General features: G+C 65.4%; 17 protein-coding genes, 1 tRNA gene and 1 pseudogene. 15 read left to right on the forward strand and 4 right to left on the reverse strand.

What is annotated here, in order from left to right; translation table 11 throughout:
- The first annotated feature begins 154 nt into the window (after window positions 1-154).
- Complete coding sequence (locus tag AC0WRY_RS13965; protein ID WP_212069478.1) at window positions 155-883, forward strand: sulfite exporter TauE/SafE family protein; 729 nt, start codon at window positions 155-157, stop codon at window positions 881-883.
- Here AC0WRY_RS13965 and AC0WRY_RS13970 read toward each other — a convergent pair.
- Window positions 880-4,068: an efflux RND transporter permease subunit gene (locus AC0WRY_RS13970; protein WP_491123252.1), complete on the reverse strand. Its 3,189-nt coding sequence runs from the start codon at window positions 4,066-4,068 to the stop codon at window positions 880-882. The genes AC0WRY_RS13965 and AC0WRY_RS13970 overlap by 4 nt on opposite strands.
- 176 nt (window positions 4,069-4,244) lie before the next feature.
- Window positions 4,245-5,486, reverse strand: a complete 1,242-nt coding sequence (locus AC0WRY_RS13975) for an efflux RND transporter periplasmic adaptor subunit (RefSeq protein ID WP_285812224.1) — start codon at window positions 5,484-5,486, stop codon at window positions 4,245-4,247.
- Window positions 5,487-5,685: 199 nt separating this feature from the next.
- Between AC0WRY_RS13975 and AC0WRY_RS13980 the strand changes: the two genes are divergently transcribed.
- The gene (locus AC0WRY_RS13980; RefSeq protein ID WP_194407534.1) at window positions 5,686-6,288 is read left to right on the forward strand and encodes a TetR/AcrR family transcriptional regulator; all 603 of its coding nucleotides are present in this window, start codon (window positions 5,686-5,688) and stop codon (window positions 6,286-6,288) included.
- A 229-nt stretch (window positions 6,289-6,517) separates the two neighbouring features.
- Window positions 6,518-6,850, forward strand: coding sequence for a hypothetical protein (locus tag AC0WRY_RS13985; protein ID WP_491123253.1), 333 nt, complete (start codon window positions 6,518-6,520; stop codon window positions 6,848-6,850).
- A gap of 154 nt (window positions 6,851-7,004) precedes the next feature.
- Here AC0WRY_RS13985 and AC0WRY_RS13990 read toward each other — a convergent pair.
- Window positions 7,005-8,485, reverse strand: a pseudogene (locus AC0WRY_RS13990) (amidase).
- A 436-nt stretch (window positions 8,486-8,921) separates the two neighbouring features.
- Here AC0WRY_RS13990 and AC0WRY_RS13995 point away from each other — a divergent pair.
- The 4 genes from AC0WRY_RS13995 to rnz are packed head-to-tail and all read left to right on the forward strand — an operon-like array spanning window position 8,922 to window position 13,481.
- Window positions 8,922-10,139 carry a multidrug effflux MFS transporter gene (locus AC0WRY_RS13995; protein WP_194407536.1) on the forward strand — a complete coding sequence of 406 codons (1,218 nt, stop codon included), beginning with the start codon at window positions 8,922-8,924 and terminating at the stop codon, window positions 10,137-10,139.
- Window positions 10,140-10,154: 15 nt separating this feature from the next.
- Window positions 10,155-11,552: a guanine deaminase gene (gene guaD / locus AC0WRY_RS14000; RefSeq protein ID WP_194407537.1), complete on the forward strand. Its 1,398-nt coding sequence runs from the start codon at window positions 10,155-10,157 to the stop codon at window positions 11,550-11,552.
- A 14-nt stretch (window positions 11,553-11,566) separates the two neighbouring features.
- Window positions 11,567-12,550 (forward strand): antibiotic biosynthesis monooxygenase, encoded by a 984-nt coding sequence (locus AC0WRY_RS14005; protein ID WP_491123254.1) that lies wholly within the window; start codon window positions 11,567-11,569, stop codon window positions 12,548-12,550.
- Between the two features lie 28 nt (window positions 12,551-12,578).
- A complete protein-coding gene (gene rnz, locus AC0WRY_RS14010; protein WP_491123255.1) occupies window positions 12,579-13,481 on the forward strand; it encodes a ribonuclease Z in 903 nt (300 codons plus the stop codon).
- Window positions 13,482-13,497: 16 nt separating this feature from the next.
- Here the strand turns inward: rnz and AC0WRY_RS14015 are convergent, their stop codons facing one another.
- Window positions 13,498-14,349 (reverse strand): IclR family transcriptional regulator, encoded by an 852-nt coding sequence (locus tag AC0WRY_RS14015; RefSeq protein ID WP_246776463.1) that lies wholly within the window; start codon window positions 14,347-14,349, stop codon window positions 13,498-13,500.
- Window positions 14,350-14,452: 103 nt separating this feature from the next.
- Between AC0WRY_RS14015 and AC0WRY_RS14020 the strand changes: the two genes are divergently transcribed.
- From AC0WRY_RS14020 to AC0WRY_RS14055, 8 genes are all read left to right on the forward strand, one after another.
- Window positions 14,453-15,373, forward strand: coding sequence for a dihydrodipicolinate synthase family protein (locus tag AC0WRY_RS14020; protein ID WP_491123256.1), 921 nt, complete (start codon window positions 14,453-14,455; stop codon window positions 15,371-15,373).
- Between the two features lie 4 nt (window positions 15,374-15,377).
- Complete coding sequence (locus AC0WRY_RS14025) at window positions 15,378-16,823, forward strand: FAD-binding oxidoreductase (protein WP_491123257.1); 1,446 nt, start codon at window positions 15,378-15,380, stop codon at window positions 16,821-16,823.
- A complete protein-coding gene (locus tag AC0WRY_RS14030; protein WP_491123258.1) occupies window positions 16,820-17,926 on the forward strand; it encodes a four-carbon acid sugar kinase family protein in 1,107 nt (368 codons plus the stop codon). The genes AC0WRY_RS14025 and AC0WRY_RS14030 overlap by 4 nt, the downstream gene beginning before the upstream one ends.
- Window positions 17,923-18,960 carry a 4-hydroxythreonine-4-phosphate dehydrogenase PdxA gene (gene pdxA, locus AC0WRY_RS14035; protein ID WP_194407543.1) on the forward strand — a complete coding sequence of 346 codons (1,038 nt, stop codon included), beginning with the start codon at window positions 17,923-17,925 and terminating at the stop codon, window positions 18,958-18,960. The genes AC0WRY_RS14030 and pdxA overlap by 4 nt, the downstream gene beginning before the upstream one ends.
- 13 nt (window positions 18,961-18,973) lie before the next feature.
- A complete protein-coding gene (locus tag AC0WRY_RS14040; protein ID WP_246776464.1) occupies window positions 18,974-20,104 on the forward strand; it encodes an iron-containing alcohol dehydrogenase in 1,131 nt (376 codons plus the stop codon).
- Between the two features lie 59 nt (window positions 20,105-20,163).
- Window positions 20,164-21,135: a Bug family tripartite tricarboxylate transporter substrate binding protein gene (locus AC0WRY_RS14045; RefSeq protein ID WP_194407545.1), complete on the forward strand. Its 972-nt coding sequence runs from the start codon at window positions 20,164-20,166 to the stop codon at window positions 21,133-21,135.
- 248 nt (window positions 21,136-21,383) lie between these two features.
- Window positions 21,384-21,457, forward strand: a tRNA-Gln gene (locus AC0WRY_RS14050).
- Between the two features lie 144 nt (window positions 21,458-21,601).
- Window positions 21,602-21,964 (forward strand): DUF1428 domain-containing protein, encoded by a 363-nt coding sequence (locus AC0WRY_RS14055; protein WP_194407546.1) that lies wholly within the window; start codon window positions 21,602-21,604, stop codon window positions 21,962-21,964.
- The last annotated feature ends 3 nt before the right edge of the window (window positions 21,965-21,967 follow it).

Genomic DNA, 21,967 nt, shown 5'->3' on the forward strand with positions numbered 1-21,967 from the left:
CGCTCGTCGCTCTTCAACTGATCGGTCTCGCAATCCTGGAGCGGTCCCACGCCCACGCGATGCAAACGCCGTTTCCGCACGAGACGGCCGTCTGCTCCGAGGGCCTGGATGCCGAGGCTTCGCAGATTCCAACCGACTGACCGGAGGACGGTCCGTGCCTGATGTTACGACTCTGATTCTGCTGAGCGTTGCCGTATTCGCGGGGGCCTTCGTTTCGGGACTCTCCGGCTTCGCGTTTTCGGCGGTCGCCGGCGCGATCCTGCTGCGGGTGTTTCAGCCGCTCGAAGCCGTGCCGCTGATGATGGCGTGCAGCATCGGAGTGCAGGCGACCAATCTGTGGGCGCTCCGGCGCAACATCCGCTGGGAGGGCAGCCTGATGCTGATCGTCGGCGGATTGATTGGCGTTCCCATCGCAGTGTCGCTGCTGCAGTCTACGGACACGCATCTGCTCAGGCGCGGATTCGGCATCATCGTTTCGCTCTATGCCGCCTACATGCTGCTGCGGCCGACGCTGGTGACGGCCGGTGAGGCCGTCGGTCGGCACTGGGTCGCGCTGATCGGCTTCGGGGGAGGGCTGGTCGGTGGCCTCACGGCGATGCCCGGTGCGATCCCGACGATATGGTGCGATATGCGCGGCATGCCCAAGAGCGAGCAACGCGGCCTGGTGCAGCCGTTCATTGCGGCGATGCAGGTCTTTGCCATCGCGCTGCTGGTCGGGCACCAGGACCTGTCGTCAAAGGTCTTCGTCGATCTCGCCATCAGTCTGCCGGCGCTGTTTGCCGGCTCGGCGCTCGGCGTGATCGCCTTCCATCGCGTCAACGAGACGGTCTTTCGCAAGACCGTGCTCGTTCTGTTGCTGATATCGGGAGTTTCCCTGGTTTAGTGACCCGCCGTCTGAACCGGCGCGGCGCTGATGTCGCTGCCGTGATGCACCAGCGGCTTGTTGCCGGTGATGGTCCGCAGCAGCACATAGAACACCGGGGTCAGGAACAGGCCGAACACGGTGACGCCGATCATGCCGGAGAACACGGCAACGCCCATGGCCCGCCGCATCTCCGAGCCGGCGCCGGTCGAGAGCACCAAGGGCAGCACGCCCATGATGAAGGCCATCGACGTCATCAGGATCGGGCGAAGCCGCAAGCGGCTCGCCTCGATCGCGGCCCGGATCGGCGTCCGCCCGGCGAATTCGAGCTCGCGCGCGAATTCGACGATCAGGATCGCGTTCTTGGCCGAGAGGCCCACGAGCACGATCAAGCCGATCTGGGTGAAGACGTTGTTGTCGCCCTTGGAGATCCACACGCCGAACATGGCAGCCAGAAGCCCCATCGGCACGATCATGATGATCGAGAGCGGCAGCGTCAGGCTCTCATAGAGCGCGGCCAGCACCAGGAACACCAGGAGGATCGCCAGCGGAAACACCCAGAGGCCGGAATTGCCGGCGATGAACTCCTGATAGGTCAGGTCGGTCCATTCGAAGGCAAAGCCCTGCGGCAGCACTTCCGCCGCGATCCGCGTCGCGGCTTCCTGCGCCTGCCCCGAGGAGAAGCCGGGCGCAGCCGCCGCGTTGATGTCGGACGACAGGAATCCGTTGTAGCGGATCGCGCGCTCCGGCCCCGCGCTCTGGCGGATCTTGAGCAGGGCCGACAACGGCACCATGTCGCCCGAGGACGAGCGCACCTTCAACTGCCTGATGTCGTCGGCACGCGCGCGGAACGGCGCGTCAGCCTGCACGCGGACGGAATAGGTGCGGCCGAATTTGTTGAAGTCGTTGACGTAATAGGAGCCGAGGTAGATCTGCAGCGTGTTGAAGACCTCCGTCACGGGCACGCCGAGCTGTAGTGCCTTGGTGCGGTCGATGTCGGCGAACAGCTGGGGCACGTTGACCTGGAAGCTCGAGAACACGCCGGCGATCTCCGGCGCCTTCTGCATCGCCGTCATGAACGCCTTGGTCGCTTCGTTCAGCGCGTCGTAGCCGAGGCCGGCGCGGTCCTCGATCTGCAGCTTGAAGCCGCCGATGGTGCCGAGGCCGTTGACCGGCGGCGGCGGGAACATGGCGATGAAGGCTTCCTGGATGCCGGCATATTTCTTGTTCAGCTCGGCCGCGATGGCATTGCCGCTCAGGGCCGCATCCTTGCGCTCGTCGAACGGTTTGAGCGTCGAGAACACGATGCCGGCGTTGGACGAGTTGGTGAAGCCGGAGATCGACAGGCCGGGGAAGGCCACCGAGCTCTCGACACCGGGCTGGGTCAGCGCGATGTCGCTCATCTTGCGGATCACCTCTTCGCTGCGGTCGAGAGTCGCGCCGTCGGGCAGGCGGGCGAAGCCGACGAGATATTGCTTGTCCTGGCCGGGCACGAAGCCGCTCGGCACCTGCTGGAACAACAGAGCTGTCAGTCCTACCAGCAGGACATAGAGGCCCATCACGGCGGCTTTGCCGGAGATCACCTTGGTGACGGTGCCGCTGTAATTCTCCGAGGAGCGTGTGAAGGCCTTGTTGAAGCCGCGGAAGAACCAGCCGAGGCCCTTCTCCATGATCAACGTCAGCCGGTCCTTCGGCTCGTTGTGGCCCTTGAGCAGCAGCGCCGACAGTGCTGGCGATAGCGTCAGCGAATTGACGGCGGAGATCACGGTCGAGATCGCGATCGTCAGCGCGAACTGCTTGTAGAACTGCCCGGTGAGGCCGGAGATGAAGGCGAGCGGCACGAACACCGCGATCAGCACCATGGCGATGGCGATGATCGGCCCCGAGACCTCGCGCATCGCCTGATAGGTGGCATCGCGCGGCGACAGCCCGGCCTCGATGTTGCGCTCGACATTCTCGACCACGACGATGGCGTCGTCGACGACGATGCCGATCGCGAGCACGAGGCCGAACAGGCTGAGCGCATTGATGGAGAAGCCGAACATATGCATCACGGCAAAAGTGCCGACGATCGACACCGGCACAGCCAGCAGCGGAATAATCGAGGCGCGCCAGGTCTGCAGGAACAGGATCACGACCAGCACCACCAGCGCGATCGCCTCCAGCAGGGTGTGGATCACCGCCTCGATCGAGGAGCGCACGAACTGCGTGGGGTCGTAGACGATCTGGTAGGACACGCCCTCGGGCATGTTCTTCTTGATCTCGGCCATGGTGGCTCGGACGTTGTCGGAGATCTGCAGCGCGTTGGAGCCAGGCGCCTGGAAGATCGGAATTGCCACCGCCTGCTTGTTGTCGAGCAGCGAGCGGAGGCCGTATTCGGAGGCGCCGAGCTCGATGCGCGCAACGTCGCGCAGCCGCACGACTTCGCCGCGTGTGCCGGTCTTGACCACGATGTCCCCGAACTGGTCCTCGTTGGCGAGGCGGCCTTCCGCGTTGACCGAGAGCTGGAGATCGATGCCCTTAACGTTCGGGGAGGAGCCCACCACGCCGGCGGCGGCCTCGACGTTCTGCGCCTGGATCGCCCTCACGATATCGCTCGCGGTCAGCCCGTGCTCGGCGGCCTTTTGCGGATCGACCCAGACCCGCATCGAATAGTCGCCGGCGCCATAGAGCTGGACGTCGCCGACGCCGTCGATCCGGGCGAGCCGGTCCTTGACATTGAGCACGGCGTAGTTGCGCAAATACGTCATGTCGTAGCGGCCGTTGGGCGACAAGAGATGCACGACCATGGTGAGGTCGGGCGACGACTTCTTGGTGATGATGCCGAGCTGGCGCACCACTGCCGGCAGGCGCGGTTCGGCCTGCTGCACGCGGTTCTGCACCAGCTGCGTCGCCTTGTCGGGGTCGGTACCGAGGCGGAACGTCACCGTCAGCGTCATCGCGCCGTCGGTGGTCGCCTGGCTCGACATGTACAGCATGTTCTCGACGCCGTTGATCTGCTCCTCGATCGGCGTCGCCACCGTTTCCGCGATCACCTTGGGGTTGGCGCCGGGATAGGTCGCGCGCACCACGACGGAGGGCGGCACGACATCGGGATATTCCGAGATCGGCATCGCGAACAGCGAAATCAGGCCGGCAAGGAAGATCACGACCGACAGAACCCCGGCGAAGATCGGACGATCGATGAAGAATTTTGAGAGATTCATGGCCTTGCCCCTGGGCAATATTGTGCGGTTCTCCGGCAACTCCCCCGCCATTCCGGGGCGCGTAGCACGCGCGACCCGGAATCCAGAGGTGAGGCGATCGGAGCTTTGTAATTTCTAGATTCTCGGGTGCGCAATTGCGCACCGTAGTTCGCGTTTGCGTGCGCCCCGGAATGACGTCAGCGTTGCACCACGTCCTGGTTGCTGTGATTGGAAGCTTGCTGCCCCCGCGCACCCATCGCCGCCACCTCGGTCTTGAGCAGCGCACCAGGCCGCACGCGCTGCAGGCCGTTGACGACGATGCGATCACCGGGCTTCAGGCCCTCGGTGACGACGCGCAATCCGTCGACGGCGCCACCGAGCGTGATCGGCCGGTACACCGCGCGGCTGTCGTCGCCGACCGCCATCACGAACTTCTTGTCCTGGTCGGTGCCGATCGCGCGCTCGTCGATCATCACCAGCGTCTGCTGCTTCGGCTGGCCCATGCGCACGCGGGCGAACTGGCCGGGGATGAGACGCCCGTCGTCGTTCTGGAACACCGCGCGGACACGGATCGTGCCGCTCTGGCCGTTGACCTGGTTGTCGATGAGCTGGATATGGCCTTTCGCCGCCAGACCGCCGGAGGTCGTCATCTCCACCGGGATCTGGTCGAGCTTGCCGCGCTGGCCGGAGCTGTCCGCAATCGAATTCAGCGCGCGCAACACGATCTCTTCATCCGCATCGAACGAGGCGTAGATCGGATTGACCGAGACCAGCGAGGTCAGCACCGGGGAGGCGGTGCCCGCAGCGACGAGGTTGCCGACGGTGACCTCGATCTTGCCGACGCGGCCGTCCACGGGCGCGCGCACCTCGGTGTAGTCGAGATTGAGCTTTGCGGTCTGCAGCGTTGCCTCGGCCGCCTTCACGTTGGCGATCGCTTCGCGGTTGGCGTTCTCGCGCTGATCGAAATCGCGCCGCGTCACGACGGCGTTGCCGACGAGCTGCGCGCCGCGCTCGACCTCGCTGGTGGTGAACACCACGCGCGCCTTCGCCGCCTCGAGCTGGGCGTTGGCCTTGTCGACCTCGGCCGCGTAGGGCGCCGGATCGATCTTGAACAGGACATCGCCGGCCTTCACCAGCGCGCCCTCGGTGAAATTCGCCGACAAAATCGCACCGGCGACCCGCGGGCGCAGCTCGACCCGCTGGATTGCCTCGAGCCGACCGGAAAAATCGTCCCACAGCGCGGTCTGCTTGGGTTCGATCAGTGCGACCGTAACGGGGACGGCTTGCTCGGCCGCGGCTGCCGTTGCCGTCGCTTGGGCGGCGTGGAAGTAGTGGCCGGTCGCAATCGAGCCGGCGGCGGCGAGGGCGCCGACGATAGCGACACCGCCGAGAAGACGGCGAAAACGGCCGGCAGAAGATGTTTCTTGGGAGGGGGGCATTTGCGCGCTCCAGATATGTAGTGTTCACTACAGATGTGGAGCTGGATACCGCAGCGCAAGATACTTATGTATCAGTCGCTAAGAAAATTGTACGCCGATACCGCGACGATTGGAAGACATAAGAAAAAGAAAGTCAGAACAAATAGATAGGGACTGGCGTTAGACTCATAAGGCCCGCTGATTCCGAGGAGACTGGCACATGCGCATGGGACGCCCCCGCGAATTCGACGCCGAAACGGCGTTGGACCAGGCGATGGAAGTGTTTTGGCGCCATGGCTATGAGGGCGCCACGATCGCCCAGCTCACCGAGGCCATGGGCATCAACCCCCCGAGTCTCTATGCCTGCTTCGGCAACAAGGAAGGCCTGCTCAAGGCCGCCCTCGATCGCTACAGCAAATTGCGGGGCGCGTGGATGGACGAGGTGGTCGCGGCCCCCACCGCGCGCGCCGTCGCCGAGCGGATGCTGATGGGCATCGCCGACAAGCAGACCGATCCCGCCAATCCGCCCGGCTGCCTGCTCGTGCAAGGTGGCATCGCCTGCGGCACCGGGTCCGAGAACGTCCCCTTCGAGCTCGCCGCCCGGAGAGCCCAGAACGAAGACCAGCTGCGCGCTCGCTTCGTCCGCGCCAAGGCCGAAGGTGATCTCAAGGACAGCGCCGATCCCGCGGCGCTCGCGCGCTATGTTTCGGCGGTGTCGGTCGGCATGGGCGTAATGGCGTCCTCTGGCGCCGATCGTGAAGCGCTGCGACAGGTCGCTGATGTCGCGGTGCAGGCGGTCGAGGCGCAGTCGGGGAACAGATAGGTCCTGGTCGTGTCTCGACGAGAATACTCGCGGCAAGCGGCGCGTTTGGGCGAGCCTTCCTCTTAATCCTTGGCCCGCTTTGCGATTGCCGCAGCCGGCCTCGGCAAACCGATCAGTCCGTCGGCCATGGAGGCCCTGATCAATCAACCGGGATCGATCGCGGTCAGGACTGTCGCGAGTTCGGATTGGAAACGTTCCGAAAGACGTTCCGTTCTACACAGGCCCTGGTGTGGCTGAGGAGAAGAAGTTCGAAAACGTCGTCGTTCAGGGGATGGAGGATGGCTTCTTTGAAGGTAGACCCGCAATCCAGGAGTTTCAGTTCACGAAGGACCCCGATGGGAAACTGGAAGGCGTGATCGATGTCTTTGGCGATGGTTCACTGTTTGCGATCCTGACCCCCGGACATACGGCCGGCCACCTCTCCTATCTCGCCCGCACCCCAACGGGCCGGTGCTGTTTACCGGCGATGCTTGCCATACCCGCTGGGGGTGGGAGCATGGTGTCGAGCCCGGAAGCTTCACCTTCGAACGGGAAAGCGAACGAAAGAGTCTGCTCCAACTGAAAGCCTTGAGTGAACGTCACCCCAACATGATCGTGAGGTTAGGTCATCAGCCTTGGGTCCGGCGGAGCTGAATGTCCATGGCGCGTCGTGACATGTCGCGACCGCACGACTTGGTCGCGGCTGTCAACGCTGCCGGCCTCGATCATCGCGCAGATTACTTTGCAGCCAGCCCCGGCGGCGCCACGAACCCGCCGAATTCGCGTTCGATCAGACCGGCGAGCGCGATCGTCGTGCGGTCCTCCAGATACGGCCCGATGATCTGGACGCCGATCGGCAGGCCCGACGGCGCGCGCTCGATCGGGATGGCGGTTGCAGGCAGTCCGCAGGTCGAAGCCGGGTCGGCCCAGATGAAGCAGGCATCGGCGTAGTTGTAGAACTTGCCGTCGATGTCGAGCTGCCGCGCGTCGAACGGCTCGGACTGGTCTTGCGGAAAGGCCGGCACGGCCGCGGCCGGATAGATTACCGCGTCGAACTCGCGGAAGAACTGATGCCACTTCTGTTGCAGCTGTAACCGCGCCGCGTCGGCCGCGAGCCAGTCGCGGTGGCTCATGCCCCAGCCGCGGGCGCGCTCGGCCTGCAGGCTGCGGTCGTCTGGCGAAAGTGTCGCGGCAGCTGCTTGCGCTTCGGCGAGCGCGGCCGCCGTCAGGCGCGGACTTCTCGCTCCGTTCAACAGCCTCATGTAGAGCCGCGCGGACTCGGCGAGATCGGGCAGGGCCGCGCTTGAACGAGCAACGCGCGCGCCGGTTCGTTCGAGCCGCTCAGCCAATCGCCCGATGGCAGAACGCACCGCATTGCCCGTCGGCATCAGTGGATGGGTATCGACCACGAGAATCCTGAAATCCTCGAGCTGATCGTGGCGCGCGGGAGGCAGTGCAAGCCGATAGCCAACCCCGTCACGCGTCTCATCGGGACCGGCAATCACGTCGAGCGACAGCGCGAGGTCGGAGGCGGTGCGCGCCATCGGCCCGACGACGGCGAGATCGCCTTGACCGGGAACGGGCGGCGCCGGCGGCAGACTATATCCGCGCAATGGGACGAGGCCGAGGCTCGGCTTGTGTCCGAACACGCCGCAAAAATGCGAAGGCACCCGGATCGAGCCGCCGATATCCGAGCCGATCGAGAGCGGACCGAAGCCCGCCGCGAGCGCCGCGCCCGATCCGCCCGAGGAGCCGCCGGGCGAGCGGCCGAGGTCCCACGGATTGTTGGTCGTCCCGTAGATCTCGTTGTAGCTCTGGAAATCCCTGAGGCCGATCGGGATGTTGGTCTTGCCGATGATGATCGCGCCCGCCGCCTTCAGCCGCGAGACGATGAGAGCATCTTCCGCCGGCTTGTAATCCCTGAAATGCGGGAAGCCCCATGTCGTCGGCAGGCCGGCGACGTTGAACGGCTCCTTCAAGGTCACGGGGATGCCGAGCAGCGGCAGCCGCTCGCCGCAAGCGCGGCATCGGCGGCGCGCGCAGCCGCTCTCGCGCGATCGAAATCGCGAACGATGATCGCGTTGATCTGTCCGTCCAGCGCCTCGATGCGCGCGATCGTGTGTTCGAGCAGTTCCGACGCAGATATCTTGCGCGTGTGCAGGGCGCTCAGCAATGTCCTGATCGAGCCGTAGCTCAAGTCGCCGGCATCTGCGTTCAATCCCTTTTGCACCACGCACTCCGTTGTATCGCAGCCATGGCACCGTCATCCGAATCGAGCGCCTTCCGATGCGGATAGGGCGCGGGGTGGTCGCCGTTGCTCATGCCTTCCGACAGGTTAATGGGGCGTCTCAACGGCGAATTGATCCTAGGCTGATGATGTAACCGTGCGCCTGTTTTGCCCGACGTGTCAAATCTGCGCGCTCGCCGACATCGAACTGTCCGCTCGCAAAATTCTTCAATGATTTGTACTGTGCATGGGGTTGTTTTCGCACTTTTTGTTTTGGAGGCCGACGGCCGGGGCTCAGCCGGCAGCTCCTAAGAGTTTCTACACACAGTTCTGGCACGTTCCGCGCGTCAATGTCCGCAACCCGCATCGTCGCCTCTCATTGCGCGCACGAAAAGACGGGCCCGCGGGAATCGAGGGGGCGTAATTCATGACTGCACTCGCTTCGGACGCCGGTCGCGCCGGGAGCGGGATCGTGCCGATCCTGCTGTGCGTCGTGCCGTTCAGCCAGATCCCGCTCGATGCCTATACGCCCGGCCTGCCGCAGATGGTGGTGGATCTCGCCACCGACGCGGCCTCGATGCAGAACACCGTCACCGCCTACATGCTCGGCATGTCTCTCGCGCTGGTGCCGGTCGGCATCGCCTCCGACACGCTCGGTCGCCGCAAAGTTCTGCTCGCGGGCCTGTCGGTACTCGTTGCGATGAGCATCGCCTGCGCGCTCGCCACCAGTGCCTCGCTGCTGCTTGGCTTGCGCTTCCTGCAAGGCATCGGCGGCTGCACCTGCCTCGTCGTCGCCTATGCCGTCGCGGCCGACTGCTTTCGCGGCCGTGAGCTCACGGCGATCTCCGGTCTGCTCGGCGCGGCCTGGGGTCTTGCGCCTGTGCTGGCGCCCGCGGCCGGCGGCTTCATCGTCGAGCTGACCTCATGGCGCGGCGTCTTCGTCATCATCGCCATCGCCGCGGCGATCGTAGCCGGGATCGTCGCATTCTTTCTCCCAGAGACGCTGCCCGCTGACCGGCGGGCACCGTTCGATCCGCGCCGCACGGCCGGCATCCTGCGCGATGCGCTGCTGCGTCCGGGCTTCCTGGCTTTCGTCCTTGTCTTTGCCGCAGCGGCCAGCGCGCAGCTGGCCTTAGGCGTCGTCGCGCCTTTCTTCTACCAGACCGGGCTCGGCTACTCGGCGGCGATCTACGGCCTCGTCGCGCTCGGCCTCGGCGGCGTCAATCTCGCCGGCGAGCTCGGCTGCGCGCATTTCGCGCGCTTCATGCCGGCGCGCGTCCTCGGCTTCGGCGCCTTCGCGCTGTTTCTTGCCGGCTCGGCCGTGCTGACCGCGACAGGCATGACGGTCGGTCTCGACTTCGTGTCGATCACGATCGGCGGCGCGCTGGTGCTCGGCGGCTGCGGCGTGTTGTGCCCGATGATGTACGGCATGGCGCTCGGCCTGTTCGAACGCGACCACGGCCTGATCGGCGGCCTGATCAGCGCGCTCTGCTATCTCGCCGTCAGCGGCGCCATGGCGATCGCGGCGGTGCTGCCTGAAGCCACGCAGGCGCCGATCGGATGGCTCTATCTCGGCCTCTGCGCAATTGCGGGCGCGCTGCTTGCGATCTCGCTGCCGTCAGTGCGCCACGCCACACAGACCTAAGGGAGGAACCCATTCATGACCAGCGTCGGTATTCGCGGCACGTTCTTCGATTTCGTCGATGATCCCTGGAAGCACGTCGGCAACGAGCAGGCCGCCGCGCGCTTTCACCAGGACGGCCTGATGATCGTCACGGACGGCGTCATCAAGGCGTTCGGTCCTTATGGCAAAATCTCTGCTGCGCATCCGGGCGTGCAGGTCACTCATATCAAGGACCGCATCATCGTCCCTGGCTTCATCGACGGTCACATCCATCTGCCGCAGACCCGCGTGCTCGGGGCCTATGGCGAGCAGCTGCTGCCATGGCTGCAGAAATGGGTCTATCCGGAAGAGCTCAAATACCGCGATCGCAACTATGCGCGCGAGGGCGTGAAGCGTTTCCTCGACGCGCTGCTGGCGTCCGGCACCACCACCTGCCAGGCCTTCACGAGCTCCTCGCCGGTTTCGACCGAGGAATTGTTCGAGGAAGCGGCGCGCCGCAACATGCGCGTCATTGCAGGCCTCACCGGCATCGATCGCAACGCGCCGGCCGACTTCATCGATACGCCTGAGAATTTCTATCGCGACAGCAAGCGGCTGATTGCGGAATATCACAACAAGGGCCGCAACCTCTACGCCATCACGCCGCGCTTCGCCTTCGGCGCCTCGCCCGAATTGCTCAAGGCGTGCCAGCGCCTCAAGCACGAGCATCCCGATTGCTGGGTCAACACCCACATCTCCGAGAATCCGGCCGAGTGCAGCGGCGTGCTGGTCGAGCACCCGGACTGCCAGGACTATCTCGGCGTCTACGAGAAGTTCGACCTGGTCGGGCCGAAATTCTCCGGCGGCCACGGCGTCTATCTCTCCAACAACGAATTTCGCCGCATGTCGAAGAAGGGCGCCGCGGTGGTGTTTTGCCCTTGCTCGAACCTGTTCCTCGGCAGCGGCCTGTTCCGCCTCGGCCGCGCCACGGATCCGGAGCACCGCGTGAAGATGTCGTTCGGCACCGACGTCGGCGGCGGCAACCGCTTCTCGATGATTTCCGTGCTCGACGACGCCTACAAGGTCGGTATGTGCAACAACACGCTGCTCGACGGCAGCATCGATCCAACGCGCAAGGATCTTGCCGAGGCCGAGCGCAACAAGCTCTCGCCTTATCGCGGCTTCTGGTCGATCACGCTCGGCGGCGCCGAAGGCCTCTACATCGACGACAAGCTCGGTAATTTCGAGGCCGGCAAGGAGGCCGATTTCGTCGCGCTCGATCCGAACGGAGGGCAGGTCGCGCAAGCCTGGCACCAGTCGCTGATTGCCGACGGCGCCGGCCCGCGCACGATGGACGAGGCCGCGAGCATGCTGTTCGCCGTCATGATGGTCGGCGACGACCGCTGCGTCGACGAAACCTGGGTGATGGGCAAGCGCCTCTACAAGAAGAGCTGAGCGGCGGCAAGCTCATGAGCGCATCGTCAGACACCGCCGGTCAGCCGGTTGCCCTCGTCATCCAGCGCCGTATCGCCGATGACGGCTTCGCCGCGTTTGCGCGGTGGAACGGCGAGGTCGGCGAGGCGCTCAAGGCCTGGCCCGGATTCCTGGGGCAGGAGGTGGTGCCGCCGCGGCCGCCGGCCCACGTCGATTGGGTGACGATCCTGCGCTTTGCGAGTCCTGCCGCGGCGCGCGCCTGGCTTCAGAGCGAGGTGCGGGCGAAGCTGATTGCGGAGGTGCAGCGCTATTTCGTCGGCTCGGAGGACGTTCACATCCTGCCCGATACCGGCGTTCAGCGCGACAACGCGGTGTCCGCGGTGATCTCCTTCAGGGTCCCGGCCGAGCTGGAAGATTCGTTCCTCAAATGGCAGCAGCGCATCCAGGCCACGGAGGCCGAGTTCAAGGGATTTTTGCGCCACAAGATCGAGCGGCCGATTCCGGGACTGCACGAGGAATGGATCGTCATCCTGTCGTTCGACTCTGATGCCAACCTCGATGCATGGCTCGGCTCGCCCGTGCGGCAGACGCTGCTGAAGGAAGGCGAGCGCTTCAACGCCGGCTTGAACGTCAAGCGTGCGAGCTACGGCTTCAATTTCTGGTTCCCGGCCGGCAAGGAGCGGGCGCCGGAGCAAGGGCCGGGCTTCATCTGGAAGAGCAACCTCATCGTCCTTCTCGTGCTCTACCCCGTGGTCTACCTCTGGAGCACGTTCATCAGCGCACCGCTGATCGACAGCCACGGCGTGCCGGTCTGGCTGTCGCTGTTCGTCGGAAATCTCGTCAGCACCCAGTTGCTCGGCTGGTGGCTGGTGCCCGCCGCCTTCAGGGCGCTCGACTGGTGGGTGGCGCCGAAGGCGGCTATCAGTCGCCAGATCGCAGGTTACACACTGCTTGCCGCGCTCTATGCGGCGTCGATGGGTCTGTACGCGCTGCTGCTCGCGTGGCATTGGGGGCGGTGAGACCGTCCACAGCTGGCACGCGACGACCATGTTTGCCCTGACATTCCTTGGCACTTCGGCGAGCGTTCCCTCGGCGGAACGCAACCATCCGGCCCTGCTGGTCGAGGCGGCCGGTCAGCGCATGCTGGTCGATTGCGGCGAGGGCACGCAGCGCCAGCTGCTGCGCAGTGGCGCCGGCTTCCGGCGGCTCGACCGCATCCTGCTCACGCATGCGCATCTGGATCATGTGCTCGGCATCCCCGGCCTGTTCTCGACGCTCCGCTTGCGGCAGAGGGCCGAGGTGATGACGGTTCATGGTGGCCCAGCCACGCTCGAGATCGTCATCCAGATGTTGGCCAGGATCTGGGGCGCGGGCAGGGCACCGCTTCCAGTGGAGTTCGCAGGCTTGGCCGCGGGCCAATTCCTCGACGCCGGTGATTTCACCATCGACTGCTTTCCGGTCCGTCACCGCGACACCGACAGTTTTGGTTTCGTGTTCCAGAGTCCATCGCGTCGCCACCTTCGGCCCGATCGCCTCGCGGCGCTTGACGTCCCGGATGGTCCCATGCGCGGCGAACTGGCTGCAGGACGGCCGGTCGTGATCGACGGTCGAACGATCGATCCGGAAGAGGTTCTGGGCCCGCCGAGCGGCGGCAGGAAGCTCGTGGTGATCGGCGACACCGAGACCACCGACGGGCTGTCCGGCTACGTCGCTGACGCCGATCTGCTGGTGATCGAGGCGACCTTCCTCGATCGTGACGCCGCGACTGCGCGGGATTACGGCCATCTGACCGCGGCGGAAGCGGCCGCCTTTGCGGCCGCCAGCAACGTCGGCCGACTCGTGCTGACCCACATGTCGGGACGGTACGAGGACGATGAGATCTTGGCCGAGGCGGCGAGGATCTTTCCGAATACCGGGATCGCCGCCGATTTCGATCATATCGAGATCTAGTTACCCCGTCCCGTGATCAGCTCGTCAGTCCCGACTTGATCGCGAGATCCTGCACCTGGGCCGTCAGCTGCATCAACTTCGGCAGCGCCTGATCGCGGAAGGCTGCCATGTCCATGCGCATCGCATCGACCGTGACGCTCAATCCTCCGATCACCTGGTCCTGCGCGTCGAAGATCGGCGTTGCCAGCGTGCGCAAGCCGTAGGCGTTCTCGCCGTCGGAGACGGCGTGGCCCTTTTTCTTCACCTGGTCGAGCCGGGCGAGCAGGGCATCGAGATCGGTCAGCGTCCGCTCTGACAGCTTGACGCGTGGGCGCGCTTCCAGCCGCGCAATCTGTTCCTCACGCGCCAGATGCGCCAGCATGACATGGCCGAGCGCGGCGCTGTAGGCGGGAATGCGCGTGCCGGGCCGGCGGTCCATCTTGTGGCGGTCGAGGCCGGCGCCGACGCGCGCGAGATAGACGACGTCGCCGCCGTCGAGGATGCCGAGGGAAGCCGCGTCGCCAACATCAGGCACGAGGCCGCGCAGCAGCGGCTCGACCATCGGCCGCAACGATCCATGCGAGAGCACGTTGTAGCCGAGGTCGAGACACGCAATCCCGAGGCGGAACCGCCGGCTCGGTGGAACAGCCTGGAGATAGCCGAGCTCGACCAGGGTCTGGATCAGGCGAAACGCCGTTCCGCGATCGAGATCGGCCCGTGCGGCAATCTCACTCAGGGTCAGCTCGAAAGCCTCACTGCTGAAGCTCTGGAGCACGGCAAAGGCCTTGCCGACGGAAGCAACGTAGTTCTTTGGATTTTTCGGGAGCGATTCCGCTTTGCGCTTCGTGGCCTTTTTCTCGACCTTGGTCATGCCCGAATGCCTCGCCATGACGCACCGCCCTTGACGTGGCGGCCGGCTGATTTTACGACAGGTCAACACAATAACAAATGTTCGCATTCCGAACAATATCGATTTGGCGATCGGAGGAAGTTTGTCGACATCATCGCTGCACCCTCATGGCGTGTTCTCCGCCGCGCTGACGCCGCTCGACGCCGAACTTGCCCCCGATCATGCGCGCTTCGTCGCGCATTGCCGCTATTTGCTGGAGGAGGGCTGCGACGGCATTGCGCTGCTCGGCACCACCGGCGAGGCGAACTCCTTCTCGGCGGCCGAGCGCATGGCACTGCTCGACGCGGCGGTGGCCGCGGGCATCGCGCCGCAGCGGCTTCTTCCGGGAACGGGCGTCGCCGCGCTCACCGAGACCATCGCGCTGACGCGTCATGCGCTCTCGGTCGGCGTCGAGACCGTGGTGATGCTGCCGCCGTTCTATTACAAGGGCGTCAGCGACGACGGCATCTTTGCCTCCTACAGCGAGGTCGTGCAGCGCATCGGCGATGCCGGGTTGAAGATCGTGCTCTATCACATTCCGCAGATGTCGGCGCAGCCGATCTCGCATGCTCTGATCGAGCGGCTGCGCAACGCCTATCCGACGACCTTCACCGGCATCAAGGATTCCTCGGGCGACTTCGCCAACATGAGTGCCATGGTCGAGTGCTTCCCGGGCTTCTCGGTTCTGGTCGGGGCTGATCCCTTGCTCCTGCCGCTGCTGCGCAAGGGCGGCGCCGGCTGCATCACCGCGACCTCCAACCTCGTCGCGCGCGACCTGGCCTATGTCTACAAGCACTTTCGCGACAGCGACGACGACGCACCCCTCAAGGCGGCGCAGGCGCGCATCGTGAAGGCGCGCGAGCTGGTCTCGCGCTTTCCGCAGATGGCCTCGCTGAAGGCGCTGGTGGCCGATCGCACCCGGCATGCCGGTTGGCAGCGCCTGCGGCCGCCGCTGGAATCCTTGCCGCCAGCTCAGGTGAAAGAGCTGCTCGCGAATGCGGCGGCGTTCGCCGCGGACGTCTAGCGCCATGTCCTGCGCATTCCAGGATGCGTTGACCGGGCTCGCCGCGATCGTCGGCGACAAGCACGTCATCGCGGCAGGGACCGACCAGGAGCCTTATGTGGTGGACTGGCGCGGGCGCTATCACGGTCGGGCCGTCGCCGTGGTGAAGCCCGGCTCGACGGCCGAGGTCGCCGCAATCGTGAAGTTCTGCGCAGCAAGGCGGCTCGCGATCGTGCCGCAGGGTGGCAACACCGGCATGTGCGGGGCGGCGACGCCCGACGATCACGCGGGCAATGTCGTGATCCGGCTCGACCGGATGCGGGCCGTGCGCGACGTCAGCCCGCTTGCCAACACCATCACGGTCGAGGCCGGTTGCATTCTCGCGGAGGTGCAGAACGCGGCGCGGGACGTCGATCGCTATTTCCCCTTGAGCCTCGGCGCCGAGGGCTCCTGCCAGATCGGCGGCAACATCTCGACCAATGCGGGCGGCACCGCCGTGCTGCGCTACGGTCCAACGCGCGATCTCGTGCTCGGCCTGGAGGTCGTGCTGCCTGACGGGCGCGTCTTCAATGGGCTGCGCGCCTTGCGCAAGGACAACACCGGTTATGCGCTGAAGCAGCTCTTCATCGGTGCGGAGGGCACGCTCGGCATAGTCACCGCGGCGGTGTTGAAACTGTTCGCGCCGCCGCGCAGCACGGCGCTGGCGCTGTTGAAATTGCAGGGCGTCGAGCAGGCGCTCGAGATCATGCAGCGCCTGCGCGGCACGGTCGGGGACCGGCTCGGCAGCCTCGAGATCATGTCGCGGTCGCAGATCGAGGCGATTGCCGCGACCGTGCCGCATGTCACCATTCCCTTCGAGCTGACGACGCCATGGTATCTGATCGTCGAGCTGACCGACACGCTTCCCGGCGTCGATCTCGACGAGCCGCTGGCCACGGTGCTGGCGGACGCGATGGAGGTCGGTCTGGCTGAAGACGTGATCCTCGCGTCCAATCTCGCGCAGGCCAAGGCGATCTGGGCCGTCAGGCACAGTGTGTCCGAAGGCAACAAGCGTAGCGGCTATGTCGTGTCGCATGACAGCGTGGTTCCGCTGGAGCGTCAGGCGGCCTTCGTGACCAATGTCGAAGCCCGGATCAAGGCGGCCGTCTCGCATGCGAACGTGGTGATGCACGGCCATATCGGCGACGGCAACATCCACGTCGTGGCCCTGATCGACCGGATGCATTGCCAGGACCCGGATGCTACGGCCAAGCTGGTCGCCGAGATCAACGAGATCGTCGATGACGAGACCGCGGCGCAGGGCGGGGCGATCAGCGCCGAGCATGGCATCGGCATCACCAATCGTGGCCGTCTCGCCCGCGTCGCCGATCCCAACGACATCGACCTGATGCGCGACATCAAGCGGCTGCTCGACCCGAACGGCCTGATGAATCCGGGCAAGATTTTCGCCGCAGGAGGCGTGCAGCGATGACCAGCGTCCGCCTGCTCGCCGACGATCTCACCGGCGCGCTCGACACCGCGGCGGAGTTCGTCGGCCTGTGCGGGCCGTTCGACGTTATCTGGTCGGAAACATTTGCGCCGCGGGGCTCCGGCAGCCTGGCAATCGACAGCGGCACCCGTGAGCGGTCGAAGGCGGAGAGCGTCGGAATCGTCGGCCGACTGGCGCCGTACCTCCAGGGCGGGACGATCGCCTACAAGAAGGTCGACAGCCTTCTTCGGGGCGCGTGGGCGGCCGAGCTTGGCGCCTGCCTGCGCACTGGCCATTGGGCCTCCTGCGTGGTCGCGCCCGCCTTCGACTATCAGGGGCGCCGCACCGTCGGCGGCCAGCACTTCGCGCGCACCGTGCATGGCGATTGGCATCGGGTCGGCGACAATCTGCTGGATCAATTGAGGCAAGACGGCTTCGATGCACGGCCGGGCACACCCGACACGCTCTCGCAAGGCGGCGTTCAGGTGTTCGATGCCGAGAGCGACCTCGACCTCGATCGCGTCGTCGACATGGCGCGCCGCATGCCGGGGCCCGTGCTGTGGTGCGGCAGCGGCGGCCTGGCGGGTGCGCTGGCCCGCAGCCATCGTGCCGATGCGCCGAGCCAATTGAAGTCGCCGGTGCTGGGGCTGTTCGGCTCCGACCAGGCTGCCACCGCAGCCCAACTCGCGGCATGTGGCGAAGCCACCATCGCGGTGACGGAGGGCGAGGGTGGCGCGGGCGTGCGACGCAAGCTGGCCGACGAGGGCGTGGCGCTGGTCAAGTTCTCGCTTGCCGACGGTCTGTCGCGCGTCGAGGCGGCGCAGCGGATCGCGCGCGAAATGGCAGCACTGACTGCGGCACTCGAACCGCCGGGCACGCTGATCGTTGCCGGTGGAGAAACCCTGAGAGCCGCATGCGTCGCCCTCGGCGCGCATGCGCTCGAGGTGACAGGGCGAGTTGTTCCGGGACTGCCGCGCTCGATCCTGCAGGGCGGCCGCTGGGCCGGCGTCGAAATCATCTCGAAATCCGGTGCATTCGGTCCCAGCGAGCTGTGGCGAGATCTGCTGCGGGACAATCATCTACTCAGAATGGAGAGTCCGACATGACCTCTCGTCATCTTGCCATCACCATGGGCGACCCGGCCGGGATCGGCCCGGAGATCATCGTCAAGGCCTGCGTCGGGCTGAAGGACCGGATCGCGACCGGCGATCTGCGCCTGCTGATCATCGGCAGCGGCGCGGCGCTCGATGGTGCGAAGGCGGCTCTCGGGGCCAATGTTGCGATCCCCCAAGTCTCCGCGGAGGATCGTGAGTGGCCGAACCTCTGCTACCTGCAGGCGGATGCTGAGGGAGACCCGATCAAGCCCGGCGTGCTCAGCGCCGATGGCGGCCGCTTTGCCTACAAGGCGATCGAGCAAGGCGTGCGTTTGACGCAGGCGGGACGGACCGGGGCCATCGTCACCGCGCCGCTCAACAAGGAAGCGCTCAACAAGGCCGGCTATCATTTTCCCGGTCATACCGAGATGCTGGCGCATCTCACCGGCGTGCGCGGCTCGGTGATGCTGCTCGCCCACGGCAACATGCGTGTCAGCCACGTCTCGACCCATGTGGCGCTGGAGGACGTGCCGAAGCGTCTGACGCCGGAGCGCCTGCGCATGGTGATCGACCTCACCAATGATGCCTTGCTGCGGCTCGGCATCGCCAAGCCGAAGATCGCGATCGCCGCGCTCAATCCACATGCCGGCGAGGGCGGCCTGTTCGGCCGGCAGGATATCGACGTCTCCGCGCCGACGATCGCGAAAGCGGTTGCGGATGGTCTCGACGTCGTCGGCCCCGTGCCCGGCGACACCATCTTCGTCAAGCTGCGCGCCGGCCAGTACGATGCGGCGGTCGCGATGTATCACGACCAGGGCCATATCCCGGTCAAGCTGCTCGGCTTCCAGGTCGATCCCGCGACCGGCCGCTGGCAGGAGCTCTCGGGCGTCAACATCACGCTGGGGCTGCCGATCATCCGCACATCCGTCGATCACGGCACCGCCTTCGACATCGCCGGCAAGGGCATCGCCAATGAGCACAGCCTGATCGAGGCCATCGACTATGCCGAACGGCTGTCCGCCGGCGCCTCCGCATCCAAATCATGAGATCGAACGCAAGATGACCAACGCCTTCACGCCCATCGAAATCCAGCGCCCCACCATCCTGGAGTTCGGCAACGGCACCATCACCGCCGCGGCGCGCTTCGCCGCGCGGATCGGCGCCAAGCGGCCGCTGGTGATCTCCGATCCGTTCAACGCACGCCGCGTCGACACGTTGGCGCTGCCGGGCGCCGTCAAGGTGTTCGGCGACGTCAAGCCCGAGCCGGACCTGCCCAATCTCGAGAAGGCGGTGGCAATGGCGAAGGACGTCAAGCCCGATCTCGTCGTCGGTTTCGGTGGCGGCAGCGCGATGGATCTCGCCAAGCTGGTTGCGGTGATGTGCACGAGTGACGTGCCTTTCGCCGACATCGTCGGGCCGGAAAAGGTGGCCGGCCGCAGCGTGGCCCTGATGCAGATCCCGACGACGTCGGGCACCGGCAGCGAGGCTGGCACGCGCGCGCTCGTCACCGATCCCGTCAGCCAGAACAAGCAGGCGGTGCAGAGCCGCTTCATGCTGGCCGACATCGCCATCGTCGATCCGGACCTGACGATGACCGTGCCGAAGGACGTCACCGCGGCGACCGGCGTCGATGCGCTGGCGCATTGCGTCGAGGCCTATACCAGCCGCAAGGCGCATCCGACGATCGATCTCTACGCGCTCGAGGGCGCGCGGCTGGTCGGACGCTATCTCAAGCGCGCGGTGGCCGATGGCGGTGATCGCGAGGCGCGCGCGGGTCTGTCGCTGGCCTCGCTCTATGGCGGCTATTGCCTCGGGCCGGTGAACACGACCGCCGGTCATGCGGTGGCCTATCCGCTCGGCACGCGTCACCACGTGGCGCATGGGCTGGCCTGTGCGGTGATCTTCCCGCACACGCTCGCCTTCAACATGCCGGCGGTGGAGGCGAAGACGGTCGCGGTGCTGGGCGCACTGGGCTTGCAGGAACGCAACGATCCGAAGCTCGCATTCGACGCGACCTATGGGTTCTGCAAGGAGCTCGGCATCGAGATGCGGCTCGCCGCGCTCGGCGTGCCCAGAAACGATCTCGGCGTGATGGCCGACGAGGCGCACGCCATTCGCCGCCTGCTCGACAACAATCCGCGCGACCTCGGCCGGGACTCGATCCTGAGCATGTACGAGGCCGCGTTCTAGCTCTTTCCGCCGCTCCGCGCGGCGGCCAATCAACGACACGGACAACGGAGGAAACTTTGATGAGATCGATGTGGGCTGCTCTTGCCTCAGTCATGCTGCTGGCGACGTCACCGGCGAAGGCGCAGGATGCCTATCCGTCCAAGCAGGTGACGGTGATCGTTCCCTTTGCCGCCGGCGGCACAGCGGACATTTTCGCGCGCATGGTCTCCAACCATTTGCAGGTGAAGTTCGGCAAGCCCTTCGTGGTCGAGAATGTCGGCGGTGCCGGCTCGATCCTCGGCGTGACGCGGCTCGCGAAATCCGCGCCTGACGGCATCACGCTCGGCGTTGCCAGCACGTCCGCGCTTGCGATCAACCCGTCGCTCTACGGGCCGAAGCTCAGCTACCAGCCGGACAAGGACCTGATGCCGGTCGCTCAGATTAGCGTCGTGCCCAACGTGCTCGTCGTTAACCCCAACAAGATCAAGGCGCGCACCGTGCCCGAGCTGATCTCCTATCTGAAGGCGAATCCGGACAAGGTCTCGTTCGGCTCGGCCGGTGTCGGCACCTCGCAGCATCTTGCCGGCGAGCTGTTCCAGCAGATGACCGGCACTAAGATGGTGCACGTGCCCTACAAGGGCTCGAGCCAGATGCTGACGGATCTGCTGAGCGGACAGATCGATCTCGCGTTCGACAACGTGCCGCTGCTGCTGCCGCAGGTGAAGACCGGCCAGCTCGCGCTGCTCGCGACCGCAACGCCCAAGCGCGCAGACTTTGATCCGCAGGCGCCGGCCGTCGCCGAGTTCCTGCCCGGCTTCGAGGCCGTGGCCTGGCACGGCTTCTTCGTTCCTGCCGGGACGCCGAAGCCGATCGTCGAAAAGCTCTCAGCCGAGATCCGTGCCTTCATGCAGCAGCCGGAGACGGTGCAGAAATTGGCCGAGCTCGGCGCCACCGCGGTCGCCGTGGATTCCGAACCGTTCGCGGCCTACATCGCCGCCGAGACGGCGCGCTGGAAGAAGGTGATCGAGGCCGCGAACATCAAGCTGGACTAAAGCGCGATGCGATGAGGATGGAATCGCCATCGCGCTCGAGGTTAATGGTTAAAGCGTGATCTTTTCGGAAAACCGCTGCGCACTTTTCCGGGTCATGCTTTAGGCGGCGATCCATCCACCGCGGCGCTTGCCAGCCCGGAAACGAGCGGGTAGAACCCTGCCACGCCCGAGCCGTGATTTGCGCCAAACGCGCTTCCGGTGACAGTCGAACAAATCAGCAAGTGTTTGAATTTGTTCGACTATTCCGTTGGGGAATGGTGTAACGGTAGCACAACAGACTCTGACTCTGTTTGTCTTGGTTCGAATCCAGGTTCCCCAGCCAGTCCCGGGCATTCTCCACGATCCAGGCTTCGTTCGGATAGCCGCGCCGCTCGCGACGGTTTGCCTCAGCTGAAAATCGCATCTCGCCGTCGGATCGCCGCGCTCTGCATCGTCCTTGGGCCATACAACCCTTGGGAGATCCGTGATGCCCTATGTCGATGGTTTCGTTCTGGCCGTGCCGAAGGACAAGATCGAGGCTTACAAGACGCTGACGGCGACCACCTGCGCGCTCTGGATGGAGCACGGTGCACTCGATTACGTCGAATGCATCGGTGACGACGTCCCCTATGGCGAGCTGACCTCGTTCCCGCGTGCGGTGATGGCGAAAGAAGACGAAGTCGTGGTGTTCTCCTGGATCGTCTACCGCGACCGGGAGACCCGCGACGCCGTCAACAAGAAGGTAATGGCGGACCCGCGGCTGAAGATGGAGGGCATGCCGTTCGACGGCAAGCGCATGATCTATGGCGGCTTCACGACGCTCATGCAGGCGAGCGACGTCGTCGGCTGACAG

Source organism: Bradyrhizobium sp. T-12 (assembly GCF_058314695.1).